The organism is Paenacidovorax caeni (assembly GCF_001298675.1).
Classification (GTDB): Bacteria; Pseudomonadota; Gammaproteobacteria; order Burkholderiales; family Burkholderiaceae_C; genus Paenacidovorax; species Paenacidovorax caeni.
On record NZ_CYIG01000011.1, the window covers coordinates 63,166 to 88,144 of the forward strand.

At 69.0% G+C, this 24,979-nt stretch carries 23 protein-coding genes; 10 read left to right on the forward strand and 13 right to left on the reverse strand.

Annotation, left to right across the window (positions count from 1 at the left end; genetic code table 11):
• Positions 1-1,605 (reverse strand): carboxyl transferase domain-containing protein, encoded by a 1,605-nt coding sequence (locus BN2503_RS06995; protein WP_054255934.1) that lies wholly within the window; start codon positions 1,603-1,605, stop codon positions 1-3.
• Positions 1,606-1,634: 29 nt separating this feature from the next.
• Complete coding sequence (locus tag BN2503_RS07000; RefSeq protein ID WP_139235370.1) at positions 1,635-3,308, reverse strand: AMP-binding protein; 1,674 nt, start codon at positions 3,306-3,308, stop codon at positions 1,635-1,637.
• Positions 3,309-3,420: 112 nt separating this feature from the next.
• Between BN2503_RS07000 and BN2503_RS07005 the strand changes: the two genes are divergently transcribed.
• Positions 3,421-4,488, forward strand: coding sequence for an AraC family transcriptional regulator (locus tag BN2503_RS07005; protein ID WP_054255936.1), 1,068 nt, complete (start codon positions 3,421-3,423; stop codon positions 4,486-4,488).
• A 222-nt stretch (positions 4,489-4,710) separates the two neighbouring features.
• Here the strand turns inward: BN2503_RS07005 and BN2503_RS07010 are convergent, their stop codons facing one another.
• The 3 genes from BN2503_RS07010 to BN2503_RS07020 all read right to left on the reverse strand — a co-directional run bounded on the left by BN2503_RS07010 (position 4,711) and on the right by BN2503_RS07020 (position 8,862).
• Positions 4,711-6,105, reverse strand: a complete 1,395-nt coding sequence (locus BN2503_RS07010; RefSeq protein ID WP_054255937.1) for a patatin-like phospholipase family protein — start codon at positions 6,103-6,105, stop codon at positions 4,711-4,713.
• A complete protein-coding gene (locus BN2503_RS07015) occupies positions 6,099-6,782 on the reverse strand; it encodes an HAD family hydrolase (protein WP_054255938.1) in 684 nt (227 codons plus the stop codon). Before BN2503_RS07015 ends, BN2503_RS07010 begins: the two co-directional genes overlap by 7 nt.
• A gap of 79 nt (positions 6,783-6,861) precedes the next feature.
• Positions 6,862-8,862, reverse strand: coding sequence for a sensor domain-containing diguanylate cyclase (locus BN2503_RS07020; protein ID WP_054255939.1), 2,001 nt, complete (start codon positions 8,860-8,862; stop codon positions 6,862-6,864).
• A gap of 83 nt (positions 8,863-8,945) precedes the next feature.
• Here BN2503_RS07020 and BN2503_RS07025 point away from each other — a divergent pair, with 83 nt between their 5' ends.
• On the forward strand, positions 8,946-10,478 hold the full coding sequence (locus BN2503_RS07025) for an ABC transporter substrate-binding protein (protein ID WP_054255940.1): 1,533 nt from the start codon (positions 8,946-8,948) through the stop codon (positions 10,476-10,478).
• A 61-nt stretch (positions 10,479-10,539) separates the two neighbouring features.
• Here the strand turns inward: BN2503_RS07025 and BN2503_RS07030 are convergent, their stop codons facing one another.
• From BN2503_RS07030 to ppk2, 3 genes are all read right to left on the reverse strand, one after another.
• A complete protein-coding gene (locus tag BN2503_RS07030; RefSeq protein ID WP_054255941.1) occupies positions 10,540-10,932 on the reverse strand; it encodes a YchJ family protein in 393 nt (130 codons plus the stop codon).
• On the reverse strand, positions 10,929-11,630 hold the full coding sequence (locus BN2503_RS07035; RefSeq protein ID WP_054255942.1) for a DUF4197 domain-containing protein: 702 nt from the start codon (positions 11,628-11,630) through the stop codon (positions 10,929-10,931). Before BN2503_RS07035 ends, BN2503_RS07030 begins: the two co-directional genes overlap by 4 nt.
• A 68-nt stretch (positions 11,631-11,698) precedes the next feature.
• Positions 11,699-12,847, reverse strand: a complete 1,149-nt coding sequence (gene ppk2 / locus BN2503_RS07040; RefSeq protein ID WP_054255943.1) for a polyphosphate kinase 2 — start codon at positions 12,845-12,847, stop codon at positions 11,699-11,701.
• Positions 12,848-12,955: 108 nt separating this feature from the next.
• Here ppk2 and BN2503_RS07045 point away from each other — a divergent pair, with 108 nt between their 5' ends.
• Complete coding sequence (locus tag BN2503_RS07045; RefSeq protein ID WP_158447345.1) at positions 12,956-13,480, forward strand: ImmA/IrrE family metallo-endopeptidase; 525 nt, start codon at positions 12,956-12,958, stop codon at positions 13,478-13,480.
• Between the two features lie 51 nt (positions 13,481-13,531).
• Positions 13,532-14,029: a DUF421 domain-containing protein gene (locus BN2503_RS07050; RefSeq protein WP_054255945.1), complete on the forward strand. Its 498-nt coding sequence runs from the start codon at positions 13,532-13,534 to the stop codon at positions 14,027-14,029.
• A 142-nt stretch (positions 14,030-14,171) separates the two neighbouring features.
• On the opposite strand, the gene BN2503_RS07055 is transcribed toward BN2503_RS07050, so the two are convergent.
• Positions 14,172-14,951, reverse strand: coding sequence for a LytR/AlgR family response regulator transcription factor (locus BN2503_RS07055; protein ID WP_054255946.1), 780 nt, complete (start codon positions 14,949-14,951; stop codon positions 14,172-14,174).
• On the reverse strand, positions 14,948-16,036 hold the full coding sequence (locus BN2503_RS07060) for a sensor histidine kinase (RefSeq protein ID WP_233495021.1): 1,089 nt from the start codon (positions 16,034-16,036) through the stop codon (positions 14,948-14,950). The genes BN2503_RS07055 and BN2503_RS07060 overlap by 4 nt, the downstream gene beginning before the upstream one ends.
• Positions 16,037-16,238: 202 nt before the next feature.
• Between BN2503_RS07060 and BN2503_RS07065 the strand changes: the two genes are divergently transcribed.
• Both BN2503_RS07065 and BN2503_RS07070 read left to right on the forward strand, forming a co-directional pair.
• Positions 16,239-17,279 carry a hypothetical protein gene (locus BN2503_RS07065; RefSeq protein WP_054255948.1) on the forward strand — a complete coding sequence of 347 codons (1,041 nt, stop codon included), beginning with the start codon at positions 16,239-16,241 and terminating at the stop codon, positions 17,277-17,279.
• 79 nt (positions 17,280-17,358) lie between these two features.
• Positions 17,359-17,835 carry a hypothetical protein gene (locus BN2503_RS07070; protein ID WP_148639735.1) on the forward strand — a complete coding sequence of 159 codons (477 nt, stop codon included), beginning with the start codon at positions 17,359-17,361 and terminating at the stop codon, positions 17,833-17,835.
• A gap of 5 nt (positions 17,836-17,840) precedes the next feature.
• Here the strand turns inward: BN2503_RS07070 and BN2503_RS07075 are convergent, their stop codons facing one another.
• Positions 17,841-18,971 (reverse strand): acyl-CoA dehydrogenase family protein, encoded by a 1,131-nt coding sequence (locus BN2503_RS07075; protein ID WP_054255950.1) that lies wholly within the window; start codon positions 18,969-18,971, stop codon positions 17,841-17,843.
• An 85-nt stretch (positions 18,972-19,056) separates the two neighbouring features.
• The gene (locus BN2503_RS07080; protein WP_054255951.1) at positions 19,057-19,389 is read right to left on the reverse strand and encodes an STAS domain-containing protein; all 333 of its coding nucleotides are present in this window, start codon (positions 19,387-19,389) and stop codon (positions 19,057-19,059) included.
• A 98-nt stretch (positions 19,390-19,487) separates the two neighbouring features.
• On the opposite strand from BN2503_RS07080, the gene BN2503_RS07085 reads away from it, so the two are divergent.
• The 4 genes from BN2503_RS07085 (at position 19,488) to BN2503_RS07100 (ending at position 24,294) form a co-directional block, all read left to right on the forward strand.
• A complete protein-coding gene (locus tag BN2503_RS07085; RefSeq protein ID WP_054255952.1) occupies positions 19,488-21,263 on the forward strand; it encodes a solute carrier family 23 protein in 1,776 nt (591 codons plus the stop codon).
• 21 nt (positions 21,264-21,284) lie between these two features.
• A complete protein-coding gene (locus BN2503_RS07090; RefSeq protein ID WP_082366520.1) occupies positions 21,285-21,740 on the forward strand; it encodes an ATP-binding protein in 456 nt (151 codons plus the stop codon).
• Positions 21,741-21,842: 102 nt separating this feature from the next.
• The gene (locus BN2503_RS07095) at positions 21,843-22,550 is read left to right on the forward strand and encodes a carbonic anhydrase (RefSeq protein WP_199445245.1); all 708 of its coding nucleotides are present in this window, start codon (positions 21,843-21,845) and stop codon (positions 22,548-22,550) included.
• A 19-nt stretch (positions 22,551-22,569) separates the two neighbouring features.
• On the forward strand, positions 22,570-24,294 hold the full coding sequence (locus tag BN2503_RS07100; protein ID WP_054255953.1) for a solute carrier family 23 protein: 1,725 nt from the start codon (positions 22,570-22,572) through the stop codon (positions 24,292-24,294).
• 28 nt (positions 24,295-24,322) lie between these two features.
• On the opposite strand, the gene BN2503_RS07105 is transcribed toward BN2503_RS07100, so the two are convergent.
• Positions 24,323-24,979: IS110 family transposase (locus BN2503_RS07105; RefSeq protein WP_054255961.1), on the reverse strand; the 657-nt coding region annotated here is incomplete at its 5' end.

A 24,979-nucleotide genomic window follows, 5' to 3' on the forward strand; every position in this document is an offset into this window, starting at 1 on the left:
TCACATGCGGAACACGCCGAACCGGGTGTCCTCGATGGGCGCATTGCGCGTGGCCGACAGCCCCAGCGCCAGCACGCGGCGCGTGTCGGCGGGGTCGATCACGCCGTCGTCCCACAGGCGTGCGGTGGCGTAGTAGGGGTGGCCCTGCTCTTCGTACTGCTGGCGGATCGGCGCCTTGAAGGCTTCTTCTTCCTCCGCGCTCCAGCTGCCGCCCTTGGACTCGATGCCATCACGCTTGACGGTGGCCAGCACGCTGGCGGCCTGCTCGCCGCCCATCACGGAGATGCGCGCGTTGGGCCACATCCAGAGGAAGCGTGGGCTGTAGGCGCGGCCGCACATGCCGTAGTTGCCGGCGCCAAAGCTGCCGCCGATGATGATGGTGAACTTGGGCACACTGGCCGTGGCCACGGCCGTGACCAGCTTGGCGCCGTGGCGCGCGATGCCCTCGTTCTCGTACTTGCGGCCCACCATGAAGCCGGTGATGTTCTGCAGGAACACCAGCGGAATCTTGCGCTGGCAGCACAGCTCGATGAAGTGCGCGCCCTTTTGCGCGCTTTCGCTGAACAGGATGCCGTTGTTGGCGATGATGCCCACCTGCATGCCCTCGATGCGCGCAAAGCCGCACACCAGGGTGCTACCAAAGCGCGCCTTGAACTCGTCAAACGCGCTGCCATCGACGATGCGGGCGATGATTTCCCGAACGTCAAAGGGCTTGCGCGTGTCGGTGGGAATCACGCCGTACAGCTCGTCTGCTGCATATTTAGGAGCTACTGGCGCTTGATCGGCGGGGTTTTGCGCCTTGTTTTTATTCAAATTGGCCACCGCCGTGCGCGCCAGTGCCAGCGCGTGCATGTCGTTTTGCGCCAGGTGGTCGGCCACGCCGGACAGGCGCGTGTGCACGTCGCCGCCGCCCAGGTCCTCGGCGCTGACCACCTCGCCCGTGGCGGCCTTCACCAGCGGCGGGCCGCCCAGGAAGATGGTGCCCTGGTTCTTGACGATGATGGACTCGTCGCTCATGGCAGGCACATAGGCACCGCCAGCGGTGCACGAGCCCATGACCACAGCGATCTGTGCAATGCCCTGGGCGCTCATGTTGGCCTGGTTGAAGAAGATGCGGCCAAAGTGCTCGCGGTCCGGGAACACGTCGTCCTGGTTGGGCAGGTTGGCGCCGCCCGAGTCCACCAGGTAGATGCAGGGCAGGCGGTTTTGCGCCGCCACTTCCTGCGCGCGCAGGTGCTTCTTCACCGTCATGGGGTAGTAGGTGCCGCCCTTCACGGTGGCGTCGTTGCACACGATCATGCAGTCCACCCCGTTCACGCGGCCAATGCCGGTGATGACGCCCGCGCCCGGCGCGTCGTTGTTGTACATGTTCAGCGCGGCCAGCGGTGCCAGCTCCAGGAAGGGCGTGCCGGGGTCCAGCAGCATCTGCACGCGCTCGCGCGGCAGCAGCTTGCCGCGCGCCACGTGCTTGGCGCGTGCGGCCTCGCCGCCGCCCTGGGCCACCTTGGCGAGCTGCGCCCGCAGGTCTTCCACCACGGTACGCATGGCTGCGGCGTTGGCCTGGAAGTCGGCGGAACGGGGGTTGAGTTGGGATTCGAGAATCATGGCGGGGGCCTTTTCAAACGGGGTGCGGCTCAGGCGGTTTTTTCCTCGGTCAGGCCAAGGCTGTTTTTCATCTCGTCACGGATCTTGAATTTCTGGATCTTGCCCGTGACGGTCATGGGGAAGCCGGGGACGAAGCGGATGTAGCGCGGCACCTTGTAGTGCGCGATCTGGCCCTTGCAGAAGGCACGGATGTCGTCCTCGGTCGGCTGCGTGCCGGGCTTGGCGATGATCCAGGCGCACAGCTCCTCGCCGTAGCGCGCATCGGGCACACCCACCACCTGCACGTCCTGCACCTGCGGGTGGCGGTACAGAAACTCTTCGATCTCGCGCGGGTAGATGTTCTCGCCGCCACGGATCACCATGTCCTTGATGCGGCCGACGATGTTCACGTAGCCCTCGGCGTCCATGGTGGCCAGGTCGCCGGTGTGCATCCAGCCCTCGGCGTCAATGGCCTCGCGGGTTTTCTCGGCATCGCCCCAGTAGCCGTGCATCACCGAGTAGCCTCGCGTGCACAGCTCGCCGCTTTGCCCCACGGGCACGACGGCGCCGGTCTCGGGGTGCACGATCTTCACCTCCAGGTGCGGCTGCACCTGGCCCACGGTGGCCACGCGCTTTTCCAGCGGCGTGGCGGTGCTGCTCTGGCAGCTCACCGGGCTGGTTTCGGTCATGCCGTAGGCGATGGTGATTTGCGACAGGTGCATGTCGCTGACCACGCGCTTCATCACCTCGATCGGGCAGGGCGAGCCAGCCATGATGCCGGTGCGCAGCGTGGAGAGGTCGAACTCGGCAAAGCGCGGGTGGTCCAGCTCGGCAATGAACATGGTGGGCACGCCGTGCAGGCCGGTGCAGCGCTCGGCCTGCACCGTCTCCAGCACCAGCAGCGGGTCGAAGCCGTCGTTGGGGTAGACGATGGTGGCGCCGTGCGTCACACAGGCCAGGTTGCCCAGCACCATGCCAAAGCAGTGGTACAGCGGCACGGGAATGCACAGCCGGTCTTCGGGCGTGAGCTGCATGCATTCGCCAATGAAGAAGCCGTTGTTCAGGATGTTGCGGTGCGTCAGCGTGGCGCCCTTGGGAAAGCCCGTGGTGCCGCTGGTGAACTGGATGTTGATCGGGTCGGTGTTGGCCAGCGTGGCAGCCACGACGTCGATGCGCGCGTCCTGCGCGTCGCCGCTCGCCATAAGCGCAGAAAAGCGCTGCATGCCGGCAATGTCCTCGCCCTGCCCCGGCGTGTCGATCCAGAAGATGTGCTGCAGCTGCGGCAGCCGCGCACGGCCCAGTTGCTGCAGCATGCCGGCGTAGTCGCTGGTCTTGAAACGCGCCATGGTCACCAGCGCCTTGCAGCCCACTTTGTTCAGCGCGTACTCCACCTCGCTGGTGCGGTAGGCCGGGTTGATGTTGACCAGCACCAGGCCCACCTGGGCCGTGGCGAACTGCATCAGCACCCATTCGGCGTTGTTGTGCGACCAGATGCCGATGCGGTCGCCCTTTTGCAGCCCCAGGCCGAGCAGTGCGCTGGCCAGGCGGCGCACCTCGGTGTGCAGCTCGGCGTAGGTATAGCGCAGCCCCTGGTGGCGGCATACCAGCGCCTCGCGCGCGCCCTGGCGCGCGGCCATGGCGTCGAAGAACTGGCCGATCGTCTGCTCAATCAGGGGCGTATCGGTGCGGCCCTGGGCCTGGCTCAAGGTAAGGGGTGCGGTCATCCAACGGTCTCCTGTGCGTGCGGGTGCCATCCCGCCTGGACGCAGCATACGCCGCCAGGTGCTGCAGATGGGGCCAGCCAGGTTGCAATAATTGCCACAACCGCATCACACCATGTACACCCCGTCCCTGCCCTCCCAGTCCGCCCTCCGCCCCTTGCCGCGCACCGGCGCAGCGGTCACGCCCATGGCGTTTGTCCAGGCCATCGTGCGCGCCTACGCACTGCGCGGCATGGACGCGACCCACGTGCTGCGCCAGGCACAAATCGCGCCAGAGGAAGTGGCCGATCCCCAGGCCCGCATCACCGCCTGGCAAATGGAGGCGCTGTGCGAGGGCGCCATGCGCGAGCTGGACGACGAAGCCCTGGGCTGGTTCACGCGCCGCCTGCCCTGGGGCAGTTACGGGATGCTGGCGCGCGCCTCCATCACCGCGCCGCACCTGGGCGTGGCGCTGGCACGCTGGTGCCGCCACCACGGCCTGCTGACCGACAGCATCGCGCTCACGCTGACCACCGAGGGCGCCACGGCCCAAGTCACGCTGCAGGAGCGCGACCCGCCCGGCGGCGACGGCGCGCTGCGCGAGTTCTGCCTGGTGTCGGTACTGCGCAACCTGCATGGCGTGGCGTGCTGGCTGATCGACTCGCGCCTGCCGCTGCAGGAGGCGCGCTTTCCGTTCGCGGCACCCGCACATGCCGGGGTGTACCCGCTGCTGTTCCCCGGCCCGGTGACGTTTGGCGCGCCGCACGCCGCCATCCGCTTCGACGCGCGCTACCTGCAGCTGCCCCTGGCACGCGACGAAACAGCGCTGCGCCAGATGCTGCAGCGCGCCCTGCCGCTGACCGTACTGCAGTACCGGCGCGACCGCCTGCTGGTGCAGCGCGTGCGCCAGCTGCTGACCAGCGACCCAGCCGCGCTGCACAGCGCCGGGCTGATCGCCGAGCGGCTGCACCTGTCGGCACGCACGCTGCACCGCCAGCTCAAGGAGGAAGGTGCCTCGCTGCAGGCGCTGAAGGACGAGGTACGCCAGGCGCGCGCCGTGGAGCTGCTGCAGCGCACCGACCGCCCGGTCAAGCAGGTGGCGCAGGCAGCCGGGTTCGGCAACGAAAAGAGCTTCATCCGCGCCTTCCGCGCCTGGACCGGGCAATCGCCCGCCGCGTTCCGGCGGCAGTCGCGCCCAGGGTGAGCAAAGAGATTCAATTTTGATAGCTGCCAGCGCTTGCTGGGCGCACGTTTACGGCCGATTTGACCCTTACCCGCCCAGGGCAAGCGCCACGCCCAAGCGCGGCCCAGCCCAGCAGACGCCGCGCAAGGGCCGCCCCGCCGCGCTGGCGTCGTCCCCCTTCCCCTAGCGCGAAGCGCGTAGAGAGAAGGGGGAAGCGGCGCAAGCCGCTCAGGGGGATGCCCCCTACCGCACCCGCTGCACATCTTCCAGCGAGCGCAGCAGCCCTTGGTAGTCGGGCGACTGGCGCAGCACGCGGCGGCCCGCCTCGATGAGCTGGGTGACCTCGTCGGGTGCGATGGTGAACGCCGTGGGCACCTGCAGCAGGCGGCGGCGCACGTGCGGGTCGTTCACGTCGCGCAGGTTCACCTGGATCACGTGCAGCTCGGCATTGGCGGCGAAGGCGTCGGTGCCATCCTGCGCAGCGCGGGACAGCTCGTTGCGCCACTGCTGCGTGATGTCGCGCAGGAACTCCTGCGTCTCCAGCGTGGCGCGCGCGCCGGCACCAAACAGCAGTTGGTCCACCACCTGCCAGGTGGTGGGCACGGTGTCCATGCGGTCAATGTTCTCCGACGGGTCGCGCTCGGAGTTGACCACCACCAGCACCAGCTTGCGGATGGTGCCGGGCGGCAGGCCCATGTCGCGCATGCTGGCGCGCAGGCCGCCATCGGCCAGCGAGCGGTCGAGCAGGCGCACCACGCCCAGGTTGTCGGCCAGGCCGCCATCGACCAGGTGGATGTAGGGGCGCGCGTCCGCGTCCAGGTAGCTGCGCACGTGCGAACGGAACATGCGCGCGCGGTAGTTGGCGGGGTTGGCATCGCGCGCCGCGGTGCGCGTGGGCCGCACCAGGTCCACCGGCGGCGGGCACTGCGGCGCGTAGTTGTGCAGCGTGACCGGGCTGAGCAGCAGCGGCACGGCCGACGATGCCGCCACCGCGAACGACAGCGGCACGCTGCGCAGATCCGAGCAGATGGGCAAGAACTGGTCCCACGAGAACTCGAACGCCGTGCCGCGCGACAGGTCGGTGGCCGTGACCAGCAGCTGCGGCTGGCGCGGGCGCTTTTCCAGGTCGCCGAAGGTCATGCCGCCGTACAGCGCGTCGAGCTGGCGCGCCAGCAGGTGCGTGCGGCCGAACCAGGGCGAGCTCAGCTCCACCATGTTGGCCGGCAGCAGGGCCAGGTTGACCAGGCTGCGCTGGAAGTCCTGGCGCAGGAAGTCGCGCTCGAAGCGCGGCAGCCCCTCGGCGCCGTGCACGGCGTAGTAGGTGGCGATGATGCTGCCGCCCGACACGCCGCTGACCACGTCGGTGGCGTCCAGCAGGTTCAGGCGGCGGCCGTCCCAGGCGAACTCGGTGTCGCGCAGCTCGCTCAGCACGCCGAAGCCAAAGGCCGCCGCGCGCGCCCCGCCGCCCGAGAGGGTCACGGCCATGAGCATGCTCGGGTCGCGCCCGTCGGCCAGGCGCATGGAGGGGGGCTCGCCGCCGTGCAGCGGCTCGTTGATCCAGGGCCGCAGCGACGAGCAACCGGCCAGGAGCGCGGCACACGCCAGCAGCGCCGCACGGCGCAGCCAGGCGCTCAGCACCCCTGCGCCTCCAGCCAGGCAGGCAGGCCGGCCATGTGGGGCAGGATGTCCACTGCCCCCGCCGCACGCAGCGCGGCGGGCGTGCCGTGCCCGGCCCCTTGCGCCCCACCCGGGCTGTAACCCAGCACGGTGGCGCCGGCGGCCACGCCCGCGGTGACGCCGGTCACCGTATCCTCGACCACCAGGCAGCGCGCGGGCGCCACGCCCAGGGCTGCGGCGGCGGCCAGGTACACGTCCGGCGCAGGCTTGGTGGCCGGCATTTCGTGCCCGCTGAACACGTACCCAGCAAAGTACGGCGCCATGCCCACCTGGTGCAACTGCATCTCCACCTTGTGCCGGTCGGCCCCCGAGGCGCAGGCAATACGCCCCTGCAGCCGCGCGTGCACGGCGCGCACGGCGTCGAGCGCACCTTCGATGGGCTGCAGCTCAGCCTGCAGGCGCGCATTGCGGCGCGCATAAAAGGCGGCCATCCAATCGTCGGTGAGTGGCCGTCCGGTATGGGCCTCGATGCGCGCGGCCTCGCTGCGCACGGTCTTGCCAATGAAGATCTCCATGCACTCCTGCGCGGACAAGGCCCAGCCGGCCTCGTTGAGCATGGCGCACAGCACGCCGTTGGTGATGGCTTCGCTGTCGACGAGCACGCCGTCGCAGTCGAACAAGATGGCTTCGAATGTCATGCGGAAAGGAAAAAGAAGGGGAATGCGGTGCCAGGCCCGATTAGAGCGCAGCGCGCGGTGAGCCAAGGGCACGCTGCGCTCACCCTTGCTGGGCAGCTTCCGGCGGTGGCCCGGCCTGCACATCGGCGCCATACAGCGCCACACGGTCGCGCCCGGCCTGCTTGGCGCGGTACAGCGCCTCGTCGGCCTGCTGGAACAGCGTGGTCTGCGCATGTTCCTGCGGCTGGCTATCGGCCGGGCGCACGCAGGCCACGCCAACGCTGATGGTGACCTGCGCGCCACACGGGCTGGCCTGGTGCTCCAGCGCCAGTTCGCGCACGGCCTCGCGCAGGCGATGCGCCACCGCCACGGCCCGCAGTTCGTCGGAATCGGGCAGCAGCACGGCGAACTCCTCGCCGCCATAGCGCGCCGCCACCTCGCCCGCACGCTGCACCGCGCCGGCGAGCGCGTGGGCCACGCGCTGCAGGCAGCGGTCGCCCGCAACGTGGCCGTAGTGGTCGTTGTAGGCCTTGAAATAGTCCACGTCGATCATCAGCAGCGCCAACGGCATGCCGCGCAGCCGCGCCTGCTCCCACTCGCGCTGCATGGCCTCGCCCAGGGCCAGGCGGTTGGCCACCTGGGTCATCGGATCCAGGCGCACACGCTCCTCCAGCGCATCGCGGTAGCGCGCCAGCTGCTGCTCGGCCTGCTTGCGCTCGGTGATGTCCTGCACCGTACCCGTCATGCGCAGCGGATCGGCATCGGTGCCGTCGCCGTATTCACCCCACACCTGCAGCCAGCGCTGTGCGCTGTCGCTGGCACGCACAATGCGGTACTGCATGCCCAGCGGGGTGCGCGCGGCGATGGCGTCGGCGTGCACCTGCAGCACATGCGCGCGGTCCTCGGGGTGCACCATGTCCATCCACTGCTGCAGCGTCATGTACTCCTGCGGCGGCAGCCCAAAGATGGCGTGGGCCATGCTGGACATGAAGAACTTCTGGTGCTCCGCGTCGTAGGCGAAGTAGCCGGCGCTGGCGGCCTTCTGCGCGCTGTCGAGCCAGCGCATGTTGCGCTCCAGCGCCAGCTTGAGGCCACGCTCGCGCCGCCAGGCCCGCCATTGCCACGCGGCAGCGGCGCAGCCCCCGGACAACAGCGCCAGACTGGCCAGCAGCGCCAGGGCCAGCCACTCGCCGCGCTGGGCCTCGACGAAGGCTTCGTCCACGTCGAGCTTGGACACGAGCACCCACGGCGAATCCGGCACCGCGCTGACCAAAGCCAGCACCTCCTGTCCGCGGTAGTCGCTGCCGTAGACCACGCCGCGCGCGCCCGCCACGGCCTGCACCACCACGTCGCGCCCCGGCACGATGGCCTGGCGCAGACTCAGGGGCGCGTCGCTACGGTGGCGCAGCGGGCTCACGTACACCAGTCCGTCACCATCGCGCTGCACCAGCAGCGACTCGGCCGAGCGGCTGGCACTGGGCCAGGTCTCAACCTGGGGAAACAACTGGGTGCGCGCATCGCTCACCAGCCACACCGCGCCCAGGGGGGTATCGCCATCAAACACGGGCGCGAGCACGCCAAAAATAGCGAAGGCAAAGGCGGCATCTCGGTGCAGCTCCACCGCCACCGGCTCAGCCTGGGCCAGCGCCTGGCGCAGCGCCTGCTGCTCGGGCGGCGCCAGCGTGCCTTGCAGCGCTCCCTGCGGCCCGAGCCGCAGGGCTCCCCGAGCATCCACCCAGAAGGCGGCGCTATAGCCCCCATGCTCGACGAAGCTGCGCAGCCGTTCACGCAGCGGCTCCTGCAGCGCCTCGCTGGGCGCGGCGTGCCAGCGCGCCGCAGCCTGGGCGAACAGGCCGTCATCGGTCAGGGCAGCCGCATCGGCAATGTGCTGGCGGCGCCAGTCGGCCACGTTGCGCACCTGCAACAGGCTGATGGCGCGCAAGCCGCCCTCGATCTGGTGGTGGTAGCGCTGCTCGCGCTGCTGGTACACACTGCGCGCGCCCCAGGCCATGGACAGCAGCAGTCCCAGCACCAGCCCGGCCAAGAGCCACCACGCCCAGCGGTGGGCGCGCAAACGGGTTGGAACGGCGGGCGCAGGCATAGGGGCGACCGGCCCTGGGCCGGGAATGAAATGCAGTTTTGGCTACGATGTAGTTTCATTTTGTCGCAATTTCGGGCTCCGCCATGCGCCATTCCGCACTTTCCTGGCCTCTCACGCGCCGCGCCTACCTGGCGCACACCCTGGCCCTGGCCGCTGCCCCCGCGTTGGCCGGGGCAGCGCAGCGCGCCCACCAGCGCTGGGTGGTCATCAACCTGTCGCTGGAGCCCGACAGCCTGGATCCGACCATGGCCGCTTCGGCCGCCGTGGGCGAGGTGGTGCACTACAACGTGCTGGAGGGCCTGACGCGCATCGAGGAGAACGGCAGCGTGGCGCCTCTGCTGGCGCAGCGCTGGCAGATGGATGCGCGCCAACGCACCTGCACGCTGCAGCTGCGCCAGGGCGTGCGCTTTCACGACGGCACGCCCTTCGACGCCGCAGCGGTGCGCTTCAGCTTCGAGCGCGCACGCGCGCCCGGCTCGACCAACAAGGCGCGCAAGACGCTGTTCGACAACATCGCGCACATCGCCACGCCCGACGCGCACACCGTGGTGCTGGGGCTGCACCATGCCGACGCGCACCTACCCTTCCGCCTGGGCGAGAACACGGCCGTGATCCTCAGCCCGGCGAGTGCCGGCGCCGCTGCCACCGCGCCCGTGGGCACCGGCCCGTACCGCGTGCAACAGTGGCAGCGCGGCCACAGCATCACGCTGGAGCCGGCCAGCACCTACCGCCACGCCAAAACCCTGTACATGCGCGGCGCGACATTCCGCTTCCTCTACACGCCCGAGGCGCAGGCAGCAGCCCTGCACGGCGAGGAGATGGACCTGTTCCTGCACTTCGCCACCAACTCGGTGCGTGGCCTGGTGGCCGACAGCCGCTACCAACTGCTGCTGGGCACCTCCAGCAGCAAGGGCCTGCTGGCACTGAACCACCGGCGCGCACCGCTGGCCGACCTGCGCGTGCGCCGCGCCATCACGCACGCCATCGACCGCGAGGCGTTCATCCGCACCGTATTCGAGGGGCGCGGCACCGTGATCGGCAGCCATTTCTCCCCCTCCGACCCTGGCTACGTGCACCTGGCGCACCGCTACCCGTACGACCCGGACCGCGCCCGCGCCCTGCTGCGCGAAGCGCTGGGATCGGCGCCGCTGCGCCTGTCGCTGGCGCTACCGCCACCGCCCTACGCACGCCTGGGTGGGCCAGTGCTGGCGGCCGACCTGGAGCGCGTAGGCATCACGGTGGAGCCCCGGCCACTGGAATGGGCGCAATGGCTGGCAGGCCCGTTCAAGGGCGACTTCGACATGACGCTGATCACCCATGTGGAGCCGCTGGACTACCCGATCTACACCGACCCGGGCTACTACTTCGGCTACGACAGCGCAGCCTTCCGGCAACTGGTGCAGCGCCATGCGCAATCCGAGAGCCCACGCGAACGTGCGCGCCTGTTCGCCCAGCTACAGCGCCACCTGGCCGAGGATGCGGTCAACGCTTGGTTGTACGCCTCGCAGGTTGGCACCGTGGTGCGCAAGGGACTGCGCGGGGTGTGGATGCACTACCCCATCTTCGTGCACGACATTGCCGCGCTGCGCTGGGAGAGCGAAGAAGATACGGCCTGAGTTTGCTATTCAATAAATAGCTGCTTGCGCTTAACAGGCAAGGTCTAGAGGCCGATTTGCATCAAAACTGATCGCCGTCCACGTAGTACCAACGCCCGCCTTCGCGCACGAAGCGGCTGCACTCGTGCAGGCGCACGGCGCGCCCACCGACGCGCCAGCGGGCGACGAACTCGACCTCGGCGCTGTCCGGGCCCGTGGACTGGTGGCGGCGCACCTCCAGGCCCAGCCACTTCGCACCCGTGTCAAAGTCGATGGCGGGGGGACGGCGTGACGCATGCCAGGTGGCGAGCAGGTAGTCGCCGCGCTCGCCCACAAAGGCGCTGTAGCGCGAGCGCATGAGGCGCTCGGCATCGGGCGCATCCGCCTTGCCCTCCAGAAAGCGCCCACAGCAAGCCACCAGGGGCGCGCCGCTGCCGCAGGGGCAAGCGGTCTCGGCGGGTGGGCGGCGGCTCATCGCGCGCCAAAGACTTTTTGCAGCAGGGCGCTGCCGGTGCCCACCGGGTCCTTGCGAATCTTGCGCTCTTCCTCGCCGATCATGAAGTACAGGCCATCCAGCGTCTTGCCGGTCACGTACTGCTGCAAATTGGCGTCCTCGGGCTTGAGCAGGCCAAGACCGGCAGCCTTGCCGGCGAAAGCGTTGTACTGCTGCGCCAGGCCCACCTTGTCGGTGGCCTGGGTGACCACGGGCAGAAAGCGCTCGCCCAGCGGCGCGCGCGTCTTGCTGGCGAAGAACTGCGTCACGGCGGTGTCGCCGCCGGTGAGGATGTTCTTCGCGTCCTGCACGCTCATGCTTTGCACGGCGCCCACGAGCAGATCCTTGCCCATGGGCACAGCGGTCTCGGCGGCGCGGTTGATGGTGGTGACCAGCTCGTCGATGCGCTGGCCCTGGCCGAAGCGGCGCATCAGCTTGGCGGCGTCTTCAAGCTGCCCCGGCAGGCCGATGCGTACCTGCGGGTTGCCCAGAAAGCCGTCGGTGCGCCCCAGCAGATCCACCGCCACCTCGGCGCCGCGCGCCAGCGCCGCCTTGACGCCGCTGGCCGCGTCGGCATTGGACAGCTGAGACAGCGACACGGCCAGCGCCCGCTGGTGCGCTGCCAGCAGCAGCAGGCCGAGCGCGCTGGCTCGGTGGATGAATGCGCGACGAGACGACATGGAAAAGCCCCCCAAGGGTTCAGCAAAGAGCGCCATTCTTGCAGAACCCGCGGCACGTCGCGGACTGGTTAGCCGTGCGCCCTGCCGACGATCAGCGTGTCGAGCCTGCCGATGGCCTTGAGCGACTTGTTGGCATAGGGCAGCTTGTGCAGCACGTAGCGCATGGCGTTGAGGCGCGCGCGTTTCTTGCAATCGCTCTTGACCACGGTCCAGGGCGAATCGGCCGTGTCGGTCTCGAAGAACATGGCCTCCTTGGCGCGGGTGTAGTCATCCCACTTATCCAGCGAGGCCAGGTCCACGGGGCTGAGCTTCCACTGCTTCAGCGGATGGATCTCGCGCTCCTTGAAACGCCGGCGCTGCTCGGCGCGCGTGACGGAGAACCAGAACTTGACCACGTGGATGCCGCTGCGCACCAGGTGGCGCTCGAACTCGGGCGCCTGGTGCATGAACTCGTGGTACTCGGCGTCGGAGCAAAAGCCCATGACGCGCTCGACGCCCGCGCGGTTGTACCAGCTGCGGTCGAACAGCACGATCTCGCCCGCCGTGGGCAGGTGCTGGATGTAGCGCTGGAAGTACCACTGCCCGCGCTCCACCTCACTGGGCTTTTCCAGCGCCACCACACGCGCACCGCGCGGGTTCAGGTGTTCCATGAAGCGTTTGATGGTGCCGCCTTTGCCCGCGGCGTCACGCCCCTCGAACAGGATCACGACGCGCTGCCCGGTCTCCTTCACCCAGGCCTGCAGCTTGAGCAGCTCCACCTGCAGGTTGTACTTCTGCGCCTCGTAGGTGGCGCGGCGCATGAGGTGCTTGTAGGGGTAGCCGCCCTCGCGCCAGTCGTCGGCCAGCTCATCGTCGGGATGGCCTTTGAACAGCGGCGTCTCGCTGCCTTCCTCGCTGCCCAGCAGCACCTGGCGCAGCATCTGGCGGTCGTCCTCCGAGGCGCCCTCAATCAGGGCGCGCAAGGCGGCCGCGCGCTGCTGCGACGGCACAGCATCGCGCTCCAGCAGTGCCTGCACCACCGCCAGGCGCCGCCCCTGTGCCGCCTGCGTGGCCTCGGCCTGGGCGTGGCGCGGTAAGGCCTTGGGGCTGAGCGTGGGCAGGGTATCGCCCTGCCGTACGGTGCGCGGCTGGGCGCGCTTGCGCCGGGGCGCGGAAGAGGGAGTAGTGGTGGCAGTGGGAGCCACAGAAGGCGAGGGTGCGGGGGTGGAAGCGGTCATGGTTGAAAGCCCATCGGGGGAATGCGTGTCACCATTTTGTCACCGTGGTTTTCGCTGCTCCAATTGCGGCAAACCCACCCGCGCTGCACGGCACAGATAATCTGGGCCATGAGCTTGTTCGCGGAAGGCATTCTCAACACCCACTGGGACCAGTCCGTGCCCGTCAACCTGGCACATATCGCCAAGGCCATGGGCATCGCCGTGGCCGTGGGGGACACCGGCGCGGCCTGCGCGGTGCTGGAGATTTCGCGTCAGCGCAAGGCGCGTATCACCATCAATGCCTCGCACAGCTTCATGCGCCAGCGCTACGGCGTGGCGCACGCCCTGGGCCACATCGCGCTGCACCACCTGCGCCCCGGCATGCGCCGCGAGATCATGGTGTCGGAAAGCTACCACGTGGACTACAGCCTGCGCATGGAGAGCGAAGCCAACGATTTCGCGCTGCGCCTGCTCATTCCGACGCAGGTGCTGCAGTTCACCCTGACCGAGGGCCACGCCGAAAGCCTGCAGGAGCTGGCCCATCTGTTCGAGGTGCCGGACATCCTGGTCAAACAGCGCCTGGCCGACCTGGACCTGCGCCTGCCGCAGCCGCTGGTGCGGCAGTTGCAGGCACAGGTGCGCCGGGATGACTGAGCCGGACCGCAACACCATGCGCCGCCACCGCGGCGCCACAGAGGAGGAGCCATGCTGGCCCTGAGCGTCCCCTGGTGGGAATTCGTCGTGCGCGCGCTGGTGGTCTATGCCTTCCTGCTGGTGTTCCTGCGCGTCACCGGGCGGCGGCAGGTGGGGCAGTACGCACCGTTCGACCTGGTGCTGCTGCTCATCCTCTCGAATGCGGTGCAGAACTCCATGAATGCGGGTGACAACTCGCTGGTGGGCGGGCTGATTTCCGCCGCCACGCTGCTGCTGTGCCACACGCTGATCGCCCGGCTGAGCTACCGCTTTCCGCGCCTGGGGCGCTGGATAGACGGGCGCCCGCGCGTGCTGGTGCAAGGCGGTGTAGTCAACGCTCAGGTGATGCGCGAGGAAGCGCTGACGCCAGACGACGTGGCAGCGGCCCTGCGCTCGGCCGGATGCCTGCATGCCCACGAAGTGGAACGCGCCACCATCGAAACCAACGGGCAGATTACCGTCGTGTTGCGGCGGCGCAGCGCAACGCAAAACCCCAACGGGAATTGCTGACCCGACACCCCATCACCCATCGGCCACGCCCTCCCACTGTCGCCAGGAAAAGGGGGCTTGTGATCAAAAAAGCCTGGAGGAACCAGCCGTAAAGCGCAAGAAGCTATCAAAACAGAAGCAAAAATGCGCCAAAGGCACACCCCTACCGCCCCAGCAGCCGCGCCCGCACCTCCGCCGTATAGGTACGCCCCACCCGAACTACCGTGCCATCGGCCAGCACCACCGCGAGGGACGAGAAGGCCCCCACCGCCAGCCGATGGACCGCGCCGATGCGCACCAGGGTGCTGCGGTGGATGCGCAAGAAGTCCTGCGCGGGCAGCCGCTGCGCCAACTCCGACAGGCTGGCGCTGTACAGGTATTCGCGGCCATCGGCGTGGATGCGTGCGTAGTCGCGCTCGGCCTGGATGCGGGTGATGCTGGCGGCGGCGATGCGCACGTGCTGGCCCTGGGTCTTGACCCACAGCTCGGCCAGGCCGCGCGGCTGCGACGCTGCGGTGCGCAGATTGGCGATGACCTCCTGCAGCTGCGCGATCCGCTGCGCGCTGGCGCGCTGGGCTACGGCCTGGCGGGCGCGCTCCAGCGCGAGCTGGAAGCGCCCCGGCTCGATGGGCTTGGTGATGTAGTCGGTGGCGCTGGCGTCGAAGGCCTGGAGGGCTTGGTCGTCAAAGGCGGTGATGAAGACGGCCACCGGCGGCGCGGGCTGGCCCTGCAGGCGGGCCAGCAGATCGAACCCGGTGCCGCCGGGCATCTGGATGTCCAGCAGCAGGATGTGCGCATCGAACCGATCCAGCCGTTCCAGCGCCTGCGGCACGTGGGCCGCCTCTTCGATGGCGCCGACCCACGGCAGCGCGCGCAGCAGCCGCGCCACGCGCCGCCGGGCAAGCGGCTCGTCGTCCACCACCAGCACGTTGAGCGGCGTCATGCGGCCTTCCAGGGCAGCTCGATCTCGGCCCGGAAATGGGTGCCGCTGCCCGTATCGACGCGCAAGGCCCCCGCCTCGCCGAAGCGCACGCGGATGCGCTCGGCCACATTGCGCAGGCCGATGCCGAACCCGGCGGCTTCGGTGCGGCGCGGGGCGTTGGCGTCCAGGTCGTTTTCCACCGCCAGCCATAGGCGCTCGTTGCGCCGCCGGGCGCTGATGCGGATGCGGGTGTGCGCCAGCGAGGGGCCCACGCCATGCTTGATGGCGTTCTCGATCAGGGGCTGCAGCAGCAGGCTGGGCACCAGCGCCTGGAGCGCCTCGGCGGGCGCGTCAATGGTGAAGTCCATGCGGTCGCAATAGCGCTCGCGCTCGATCGCGAGGTAGTCCTGCTGGAGCGCGAGTTCGTCTGCCAGGGGCACGTCGTGCAGGGGGTCGAGTGACAAGGTGGTGCGCAGGAACGTGGAGAGCGACAGCACCATGCGCCCGGCCTGCGCGGCCGATCCTTCCTCGATCAACCCGGCGATGGAGTTGAGGGTGTTGAACAGGAAGTGCGGGTTGATCTGGTAGCGCAGCGCGCGCATTTGGGCGGACAGCGCTTCCTCGCGGGCAGCGGCCAGCCGGCGTTCGCGGTCATTGAGTTCAAAACTGAAGAGGAGGCTGATGAACAGGCAAGACCAGCCAAAGAACAAGGCCGCGCCCAGGGCCGTTTCGTTGATGAAGTTGCTCCACTGGTACGCCGCCTGGGTGGCATAGCCCCATGCGGCCCACACCGGCGCCGCTGCCAGCGAGATGATGAAGGCAACCACGATGAACACCGGCAGCGAACTTTCCGCCGGCCCGCGGCGCTGCGCCCACTGGTGCAGGCGGAACAAGGCGTAAGAAATAGCGCTGGCGACCAGCCACCCCGATCCGTACCGCAGAAACTTTTCCGCCAGGTACATGGCGTGCCGGGCATATGCCGTGAAATCCGTGATTTTCAGAACATAGAGAACGGCCGACGCCAGGAACGCGCCGCCCCAGAAGACCAAACCGAATCGGATGTGGGCCTGGCGGATGGCGCATTCAGCAGGAGATCGTTGCGTCATGGGGGGCATGGTGTGTGGCTTCCTTGCGCCAATGGTAGGCAGCGCCCGCCCTCGCTGCCTGGCGCTCGTCGGTTTTTCCCAGCCATCCGTCGAAATCCCTGGCGGCCCGTCGGCACAAGCCCGCCATTGGCAGTTTGGCGCACCGCGAGCGTGGAGAAGCTTTCTATGCTTTTCGGTAAACCCTTCCACTCCGAAAGCAACCATGCACTCTCTTTGCGCTCCCCGCTTTTTCGCACTGCCCGTGGCCCTGGCCTGCCTGCTGACCGCCTGCGGCGGCGGCGGTGACGACGCCACGTCGCCGCCGTCCGGCGACGGCTTCACGCTGGGCGGCGCCGTGACGGGCCTGGGCCAAGGCAAGCGCCTCGTGCTGCAGAACAACGGCGCGGCCGATCTGGACGTGGCGGCCAGCGGCCCCTTCACCTTCACGGGCCGCATCGCGGCGGGCAGCGCCTATGCCGTCACCGTCAAGACCCAGCCGCAGGGCCAGACCTGCGCCGTGGCGCAAGGCAGCGGCACGGCCACGGCCAACGTGGGCGACGTGGCCGTGCGCTGCGCCGATCTGCCGGCGGCACGCTACAGCGTGGGCGGCACGGTGAGCGGCCTGGCGGCGGGCGGCGCGCTGGTGCTGCAGAACAACGGCGGCGACGACCTGGCGGTCTCGGCCAACGGCGGCTTCACCTTCGCCACGCCACTGGCGGCGGGCGCGGCCTATGCGGTGGCCGTGAAGACGCAACCCGCCGGGCAGGCCTGCACGGTGAAGAGCGGCAGCGGCACGCTGGGCAGCGCCAACCAGTCCTCCGTCGAGGTGGCCTGCGCCACCCAGGCGGCCGCGCTGCCCGAGGGCGACTGGGAGATGGCGCTGTGCTCACAGGTCTTGCCCGGCACCTGGGGCCGCACGCTGTGGCGCATTGCCCGGCAGAGCAACACCCGCGCCGCCATCGAACAGGGCATGGTGCTGTACGGCAACGCGCAGTGCGCGGGCACCGGTACCGTGCAGACCTCGCCCGCGGGCGCGCTGGGCACGGTGGCGTTCGACCGCACCGGCGCCACGGCCAGGCTCACGGCCTTCTGGGGTACCTGGAGCCAGCCCACGGGCCTGACCAGCCGCACCGTGTGGGCGCGCAAGGGCGCCTACCTGTGCGTGCTGGGCGACACCACGCCCAGCGTGCTGCCCACGGCGCAGGCGGTGGAATCCTCCGCCGACCTGTCGATCGCGGGCAAGGGCTGCTACACCAAGCGGTAAGCGGCATATGGGCACCCTATTTCACTGCGCGGCTCTCTTCATCGCGGCACTGCTGTGCGGATGCGCCACCACAACAACGGTGACGACCGCACCCGCTGGACAGGCGCCGGTCTGCCAGCCGGAGTCAAAGCTGAAGGCCACAGTGCTTTGGCAGACCCGCTGGCGGGCCGACCAAAAGGATGTGCCGCAGCGCGAAGCGGCGGCGGCGCGAGGCATGGCGGATTTTTTTGCCGGTGCCGCGTGCTTCCCCACCACCACCGTGGCCCGCGCGGACGCGGACCACCCCGCATTCACGGTGCCGCCCGGATCGGACATGCTTCTCGTGCTCACGGTGCGGGAGCTGGGGCCGACAGTGAAGCTGCTGTCCTCTGCGGCCTTGATCGAAGGCGGTACGGAGGTGGCCGTGGACGTGGCCCGTTATGTGCCAGGCGGGAGCGCCCCTGACCGCCAGTTTTCCATCCACTGGCGCAGCGGCGGCCCCGGCGTGGTCAAAGGAGTGCAGTCGCTGCCCGCCGACCTGGCTGCGGCCTTGCGGGCGGGGCTGCAGGCACGGTAGCCCTCTCAGGCCAGCGCACGCTGGATGATGATCTTCTGCACGTCGCTCGTGCCTTCGTAGATCTGGCACACGCGCACGTCGCGATAAAAGCGCTCCACCGGGAAGTCGTTCACCACGCCGTAACCGCCCAACGTCTGGATAGCGGCGCTGCACACGCGCTCGGCCATCTCGCTGGCGAACAGCTTGGCCATGGCGGCTTCCTTCAGGCAGGGCTGGCCGGCGTCGCGCAGGCTGGCGGCGTGCCAGATGAGCTGGCGCGCCGCTTCCAGTTGCGTGGCGCAGTCGGCCAGGCGAAAACCCACCGCCTGGTGGTTGAAGATGGGCTGGCCAAAGCTCTCGCGCTCTTTGCTGTACTGCAGCGCGCATTCAAACGCGGCGCGTGCCATGCCCACGCTTTGCGCAGCGATGCCAATGCGCCCGCCCTCCAGCGCCGACAGCGCAATCTTGTAGCCCTCGCCCTCGGCGCCGATCAGGTTGGCGGCTGGAATGCGGCAGTTGTCAAAGTTGATCTGCGCCGTGTCGCTGCTGTGCTGGCCGAGTTTTTCTTCCAGACGCGCCACCTGGTAGCCGGGGTTGCTGGTGGGCACCAAAAAGGCGCTCATGCCTTTTTTGCCCGCGGCCTTGTCGGTCACGGCAATGACGATGGCCACATGGCCGTTCTTGCCGCTGGTGATGAACTGCTTGACACCGTTGATCACGTAGTCATCGCCCTCGCGTGTGGCCGTGGTGCGCAGCGCCGAAGCGTCCGAGCCCACATGCGGCTCGGTCAGGCAGAACGCGCCCAGCATTTCGCCGCGCGCCAGTGGCGCCAGCCACTGCTGCTTTTGCGCCTCGCTGCCGTAGCGCATCAGGATGGCGTTGACCGGGCAGTTGGTCACGCTGATGGCGGTGCTGGTGCCGCCGTCGCCCGCAGCGATTTCCTCCAGCACCAGCGCCAGCGTCACGTAATCCAGCCCGGCGCCACCGTACTGCTCGGGCACGCAAATGCCGTAAGCCCCCAGCTGCGCCAGCCCCTGGTGCACGTCGCGCGGGAAATGGTGCTCCTTGTCCCAGCGGGCCGCATGGGGGGTGATCTGTTCGCGCACGAAGTCACGCACGGCGTCGCGCACCATGGTCTGGTCCTGCGTCAGCAGCATAGGGGTCTCCTTGGATTTTTTAGGTATAAAAAGCACGCCAGCGCTTGCCTGAAAAGCGCTGCTAGCTCTCACTATGAGAGCAAAATCAGAAGCGGGCCAGGGCCTCGGCGCGCGTAGGCTCGACGTTCAGAATGGCCAGGAAGCCGCTGATGTCGAACACCTCGCGCACGTGCGGCTGCATGCCGCACAGCACCAACAGGCCGCCTTCCTGCTTCAGGCGCTTGGCCACCACCAGCACCATGCGCAGCCCTGCACTGGAGATGTAGTCCAGCGCCGAGAAGTCGAACACCAGGTTGCGGGCACCGCCATCGACGATGGCCAGCACCTGTGCTTCCATGGCGGTGGCGTTGGCGCTGTTGATCTGCCCCTGCAGGGACACGATGGTGGCGGAAGCGGTGGTTTCGGTGGCAATCGTCATGGCAAAAAATCTCTGTGGGCGAAGGCGTGGTTTATCGCAGAATGCAAGCCGCCGCGATGATAGCGCGGCGTTTTTGCTTTCCACGCTGCCATCGCACCATGCCCCTGCCTGCCCTGCGCCTGCCTGCCCTGCCCATCCGGCGCCGCCCGCCCGACCTGGTGTACGCCGCTGGCGAACGCCCGCCCCTTGCCACCTTGCTGGTACTGGGTGCGCAGCACGCGGCCACGGCCATGGCCTTCATCGCCTACGTGCTGGTCACGGCGCGCATGGCCGGGCTCGACCGCTGGGGCACGCAGTCCATGGTGGCCATGACGCTGCTGGGCATGGCCCTTTGCACCGCATTGCAGGCCTGGGGCGGGCGCTGGGGCAGCGGCGCGCTGCTGGTGCACATGCCCAACCCGTTCATGATCGCCTTTGGCGCCGCGCTGGTGGCCGCGCACGGCCCGGGCGGCATGGCAGCGGCCGCACTGGTTTACGGCCTGGTGGCGCTGGCCATGGCGCCGCTGGTGCGCCACATGCGCGCGCTGTTCCCGCCGCCCGTGGTGGGCGTGGTGATCTGCATGGGCGGCATGGCGCTGGTGTCTTCATCGGTACGCCACGCCCTGGGCGTGGGCGACGGCCAATGGCATGTGGACGGCGCCAGCGCCCTGGTGGCGGGGGTGACGCTGGGCGGCATCGTGGTGCTGTCGGTTTGGGGCGGGCGCCTGCGCCTCATGGCGCTGCTGCTGGCCATCGGCGCTGGCGTGGTGCTGGCCGCGCTGCTGGGGCGGCTCGAAGGCACGCAGGCCCTGCAGGGCGTGCCGCTGGTGGCGCTGCCCACCGTGGCGGCGCCCGTGTTCAGCCTGGACGCCGGGATGATGGTGGCGGTGGCCCTGGTCGCCATCCTGACGCAGCTGGACATGCTGGGCAGCGTCATCATGCTCGACAAGATGGACGACTCCGACTGGAAGCGCGCCAACATGCAGGCCGTGGCCAGCGGCATCAAGGCCAACGGCCTGGGCGACCTGGCCATGGGCCTGCTGGGCGGCTTCCCCACCTGCGTCAGCTCGGCCAACATCGCGCTGGTGTACGCCACGCGCTCCACGGCGCGCGTGGTGGGCTTCGCCGCCGCGGCGCTGCTGGCGCTGATCGCCTTCCTGCCGCAGCTGACCATGGCGCTGACGCTGATCCCCGAGCCCGTGCTGGGTGCGGTGGGGCTGTACGCGGCGGGCTTTCTGATGGTGTCGGGCATGGAGCTGGTGGCCTCGCGCGCCATGGATAGCCGTGCCATCTTCGCCGTGGGCCTGTCGCTCAGCGCCGGGCTGGCGCTGCTGCAGCTGCCGCAACTGGCCCAGCACGCACCGCAGTCGCTGCATTTCCTGGTAGGCGACGGCTTCGTCGTGGCGGGCATCCTGGTCATCGTGCTGAACCTGGTGCTGCGCATTGGCACCGGGCAGCGCGCCACGCAGCCGCTGCAGGCCAACAGCCCCCAGCTGCACGCCGACATTACCGGTTTCGTCGAGACGCGGGGCGCCGCCTGGGGGGCACGCCGCGCCGTGGTGCAGCGCGCGGCGCTGGCCGCGCTGGAGGCAGCCGAGGCCATTGCCACCAGTGCGGGCGGGCCACGCCAGGTCACCGGCATCCGTGGCAGCTTCGACGAGTTCAACCTGGACCTGGAGCTGCTGCACAGCGGCGCCCCGCTGCCGCTGCCTGCCGCCACACCCGGCACCCCGGCGCCAGCCAGCCTGCTGGAGGGTGACGACAGCGCCATCGATGCGGCGCTGGCGCAGATGTCCGGCCTGCTGCTGCGCCACCTGGCCGACCGCGTGAGCGCCAGCGCAGGCAGTGGTGCCGATGCAGGCCAGTCCGTTTTGCGCCTGCATTTCGAACACTGAGACCGCGTGAAAGTACCCGCCATGACCGCAGCCCCCACCGATTCCCACTGGCCGCCCTGGACGGCCGAGCCCGACCGGCTGGCGCCCGGCAGCGGTGCGCCGGCCGTGGCCAGCGCCCTGGCCTGGCTCGAAGCCCTGGGCGAGCGGCACGGCTGGCCGCCCAAGGCCCTGTTCGCGCTCACGCTGTGTGCCGATGAGGCACTGGCCAACGTGGCCTCCCACGCCCGGCGGGCCGACGGCCAGAGCGCCCAGCTGTGGCTGGCCTGCGGCCCGACACCTGGCGGCCTGGCGCTGCGCATCGAGGACGACGGCGAGGCCTTCGACCCCACGGCGCAGGCCTCGCCGCAACTGGCCGCGTCGCTGGACGAGGCACAAATCGGCGGCCACGGCCTGCGCCTGATGCGCCACTACCTGCGCCATTTGCTGTACCGGCGCGAGGGGCTGCGCAACGTCCTGCTGCTGGAGCTGGCCACCTAGAACGTGCTGACGCTCTTCAAAAATCCACGCTGATTTGTCCATTTCCGCCGGCTGCCATGGCAGCATTGGCCCCCATACCGACCGCCCCTTGGAGAAACCACCTTGGCCCACCACGACCACACGCACGCCCCTGGCACCGCTTGCCGCGACATCAGCCACCTGTTCGAAGGCATCAAGCAGTTCCGCAAGCGCTTCTATGAGAAGAACAACGACCTGATGCGCCGCCTGGTCGATCTTGGCCAGGCCCCGCCCGCGCTGGTGATTTCGTGCAGCGACTCGCGCGTGGATCCGACGCTGCTGTCCGACGCCGACCCGGGCCAGCTCTTCGTGGTGCGCAACGTGGCCAACCTGGTGCCGCCCTACGACCCCGAGCGCTACTTCGACGGCGCGGGCGCGGCCATCGAGTACGCGGTATGCCACTTGAAGGTGGACCACATCATCGTGCTGGGCCACGCGCACTGCGGCGGCATCAAGGCCATGCTGGGCGCTGCGGGCGGCCAGTTGCTGCAGAGCGACTTCATCGGCAACTGGGTGTCGATGGCGCTGGACGCCAGCCGCCTGCAGCTGTCCGAGAAGGACGCCCAGGGCCAGCCCCTGCTGGCCCCGCTGGAGCGCCTGAAGGACAACCCGGCGCTGGTCGAGCGCGCCTCGGTCGCCGGCTCGCTGAAGAACCTCATGACCTACCCCTGGGTGCGCGAGCGCGTCGAGGCGGGCAACCTGGTACTGCACGGCTGGTGGTTCGACCTGGATACGGGCGACCTCTGGGCCACCGAGCCCGGCGGCACGCAACTGATGCCCGTGATCGACTGACACCACGGGAGACTGGCGCATGCGGCGTCCCGACAACATCGCCTTCGGCGTCAACGACCCGCTGCCCCCCCGGCTGGCGCTGGGGCTAGCGCTGCAGCAGCTCGCCTTCCTGGGCGCGCTCATGGTCATCCCCGACATCTACGCGCGCGCCAGCGGGCTGCCCGAGCCGGGCGGGTTCCTGAACATCGCCTCGGCCACGCTGCTGGTGTCGGCGCTGGTCATCGTGCTGCAGGTACGGGCGCTGCGCTACCTGGGCGCGGGCTACTACTACCCGCTGCAAACCACGGGCGCGGTGCTGCCCGGCATGTACCTGGTGGCCAGCCTGCCCGGCAGCGGGCTGGACGCCGTGTTCGGCATGGTCTGGGTGGTGGGGCTGACGCAGATCGGCTTCAGCTTCCTCATCCTGCGCATGCGCAACATCTTCACCACCGAGGTCTCGGGCGTGGCCGTGATGCTCATCGGCCTGGGCCTGGGTGCGCTGGGCCTGCAGCAAATGTTCGGCACCAGCGCCTACAGCCAACCCCTGTCGGGCGCCTCGCTGCTGGCGGGCGCGCTGGCGCTGGCCACCATGGTGGGCTGCAACGTCTGGGCCAAAGGCCTGCTCAAGCTGCTGGCGCCGCTGGCCGGGCTGCTGATGGGCATGGCCCTGAGCCTGCTGCTGGGGCTGCTGCCCGAGCAGGTACAGGCCTGGCAGGCGCTGCCCTGGCTGCGCCTGCCGCAGCTACCCGCGTTTGGCTGGCGCTTCGAGGCCGGGGCCATCGTGCCGTATGCAGTGACCGGGTTTGCGCTGGCGCTCACCTCCATGGGCACGCAGACCATCGTGCAGCGCAGCGCCGACGCCGACTGGGTGCGCCCGCACCTGCGCCCGCTGGCGCGCGGCGTGCGTGCCGAGGGCGTCGCGCACCTGTTCGCCGCACTGGTCAACGGCCTGCCGCTGGCCGCCAGCGGCGGCGCCGTGAGCCTGGCCGCCGCCTCGGGCAGCGCCAGCCGCTACCTGGGCTACTGGACCGCCGCCCTGCTGCTGCTGGCGGCGCTGGTGCCCAAGCTCATCGGTGCCTGGCTGCTGCTGCCCGCGCCGGTGATGGGCGCGCTGCTGCTGTACCTGGCCACCTTCACCACCCTGAGCGGCCTGCAGCTCATCGCCTCGCGCATGCTGGACAACCGGCGCGTGCTGGCCGTGGGCCTGGGGCTGGTGGTGGGCACGGGCATGCCGGTCATCCAGCCGGCCCTGCAGAAGCTCTGGCCCGCGCTGGCCTACGTGGCGCTGTCGGGCTTGGCGGCGGGGGTGTGCGTGACAGTGCTGATGTCCTCGGTGTTCCGCCTGGGCATCCGCCAGGGCACGCGCAAGCGCTTCGTGCTGGCCAGCACCACGCTGGACGACATCACCGAATTTCTCGAAAGCCAGGGCAGACTCTGGGGCGCGCGCCACGAGCCCGTGCGGCGCGCCGAGCTGGTGGGCTGGCAGGTGGTCGAAGCCCTGACCAGCCACCACCTGGTGGCGGGCCCGCTGAGCGAGATCGAGGTGGAGACGGGTTTCGACGAATACATCTTCACGCTCATCGTGCGCTACCGCGGCGGCCTGCTGCCGCTGGCCAAGCAGCCCCCCTCGGCCGAGGAGCTGATGGCCAGCACCGAGGCCGAGCTGCAGATGGCCGGCTACCTGGTCAGCCAGTCGGCCCACAGCGCGCGCGCCAGCAGCAACGCGGATGGACTGTGCACGCTGCGGTTGACGTTCGAGAATTGAAGCACCCCCTGAGTAACCGTCTTCAAAGTCAAGCACGATGAAGCGACGGGTCCCAAGGTTTGCCGGTTCTGACCATTGCGTTGAGCGTGGTCAGCAGCTTGCGCATGCATGCCACCAAGGCGACCTTGGGCAGTTTGCCCGCAGCCCTCAAACGCTCGTAGAACGCCCGGATGACTGGGTTGTAGCGCGCTGCAGTCAGCGTGGCCATGTACAGCACACGCCGTATCTCAAAGCGCCCACCCTGCACCCTGCGTCGCCCCTTCCTGTTACCCGAGTCATTGGCCACGGGCGCCACGCCCGCCAGGGCGGCGATCTCGCGGCGGTTGAGTCTGCCCAACTCGGGCAACTGAGCAATCAGCGTTGCGCTGGCCACCGGGCCGATGCCGTTGGTCGATTGCAGCAGCCCATCGAGCTCACCGAAGTGCTCGCGCACATGGCCCACCATCTGCCTCTCCAGATCATCGAGCTGTGCCTTGATCGCTGCCACGATGGCCTCGATGCTGGGGTGCAACTTACGGGGCGTAATTTGCAGCCGCTGGCGCTCGGAATTGAGCATGGTCAGCAACTGGCGCCTGCGCGTGACCAGGGCGGCGAGCCACTGCTGGCGCTCATCGGCTACAGGGCGAAGAAAGCGTGCCAGGTCATCGCGGCGCATCAGCACCGCAGCCAACTCGGCCAGCATGCG

Coding starts and splice junctions, on each gene's coding strand:
- BN2503_RS07000 (WP_139235370.1), bottom strand. CDS start 3,308: ATGACCGCACCCCTTACCTTGAGCCAGGCCCAGGGCCGCACCGATACG.
- BN2503_RS07080 (WP_054255951.1), bottom strand. CDS start 19,389: ATGACGATTGCCACCGAAACCACCGCTTCCGCCACCATCGTGTCCCTG.
- BN2503_RS07100 (WP_054255953.1), top strand. CDS start 22,570: ATGCGGCGTCCCGACAACATCGCCTTCGGCGTCAACGACCCGCTGCCC.
- BN2503_RS07075 (WP_054255950.1), bottom strand. CDS start 18,971: ATGCTGCTGACGCAGGACCAGACCATGGTGCGCGACGCCGTGCGTGAC.
- BN2503_RS07025 (WP_054255940.1), top strand. CDS start 8,946: ATGCGCCATTCCGCACTTTCCTGGCCTCTCACGCGCCGCGCCTACCTG.
- ppk2 (WP_054255943.1), bottom strand. CDS start 12,847: ATGACCGCTTCCACCCCCGCACCCTCGCCTTCTGTGGCTCCCACTGCC.
- BN2503_RS07045 (WP_158447345.1), top strand. CDS start 12,956: ATGAGCTTGTTCGCGGAAGGCATTCTCAACACCCACTGGGACCAGTCC.
- BN2503_RS07055 (WP_054255946.1), bottom strand. CDS start 14,951: ATGACGCCGCTCAACGTGCTGGTGGTGGACGACGAGCCGCTTGCCCGG.
- BN2503_RS07005 (WP_054255936.1), top strand. CDS start 3,421: ATGTACACCCCGTCCCTGCCCTCCCAGTCCGCCCTCCGCCCCTTGCCG.
- BN2503_RS07085 (WP_054255952.1), top strand. CDS start 19,488: ATGCCCCTGCCTGCCCTGCGCCTGCCTGCCCTGCCCATCCGGCGCCGC.
- BN2503_RS07035 (WP_054255942.1), bottom strand. CDS start 11,630: ATGTCGTCTCGTCGCGCATTCATCCACCGAGCCAGCGCGCTCGGCCTG.
- BN2503_RS06995 (WP_054255934.1), bottom strand. CDS start 1,605: ATGATTCTCGAATCCCAACTCAACCCCCGTTCCGCCGACTTCCAGGCC.
- BN2503_RS07030 (WP_054255941.1), bottom strand. CDS start 10,932: ATGAGCCGCCGCCCACCCGCCGAGACCGCTTGCCCCTGCGGCAGCGGC.
- BN2503_RS07090 (WP_082366520.1), top strand. CDS start 21,285: ATGACCGCAGCCCCCACCGATTCCCACTGGCCGCCCTGGACGGCCGAG.
- BN2503_RS07015 (WP_054255938.1), bottom strand. CDS start 6,782: ATGACATTCGAAGCCATCTTGTTCGACTGCGACGGCGTGCTCGTCGAC.
- BN2503_RS07020 (WP_054255939.1), bottom strand. CDS start 8,862: ATGCCTGCGCCCGCCGTTCCAACCCGTTTGCGCGCCCACCGCTGGGCG.
- BN2503_RS07065 (WP_054255948.1), top strand. CDS start 16,239: ATGCACTCTCTTTGCGCTCCCCGCTTTTTCGCACTGCCCGTGGCCCTG.
- BN2503_RS07050 (WP_054255945.1), top strand. CDS start 13,532: ATGCTGGCCCTGAGCGTCCCCTGGTGGGAATTCGTCGTGCGCGCGCTG.
- BN2503_RS07060 (WP_233495021.1), bottom strand. CDS start 16,036: ATGACGCAACGATCTCCTGCTGAATGCGCCATCCGCCAGGCCCACATC.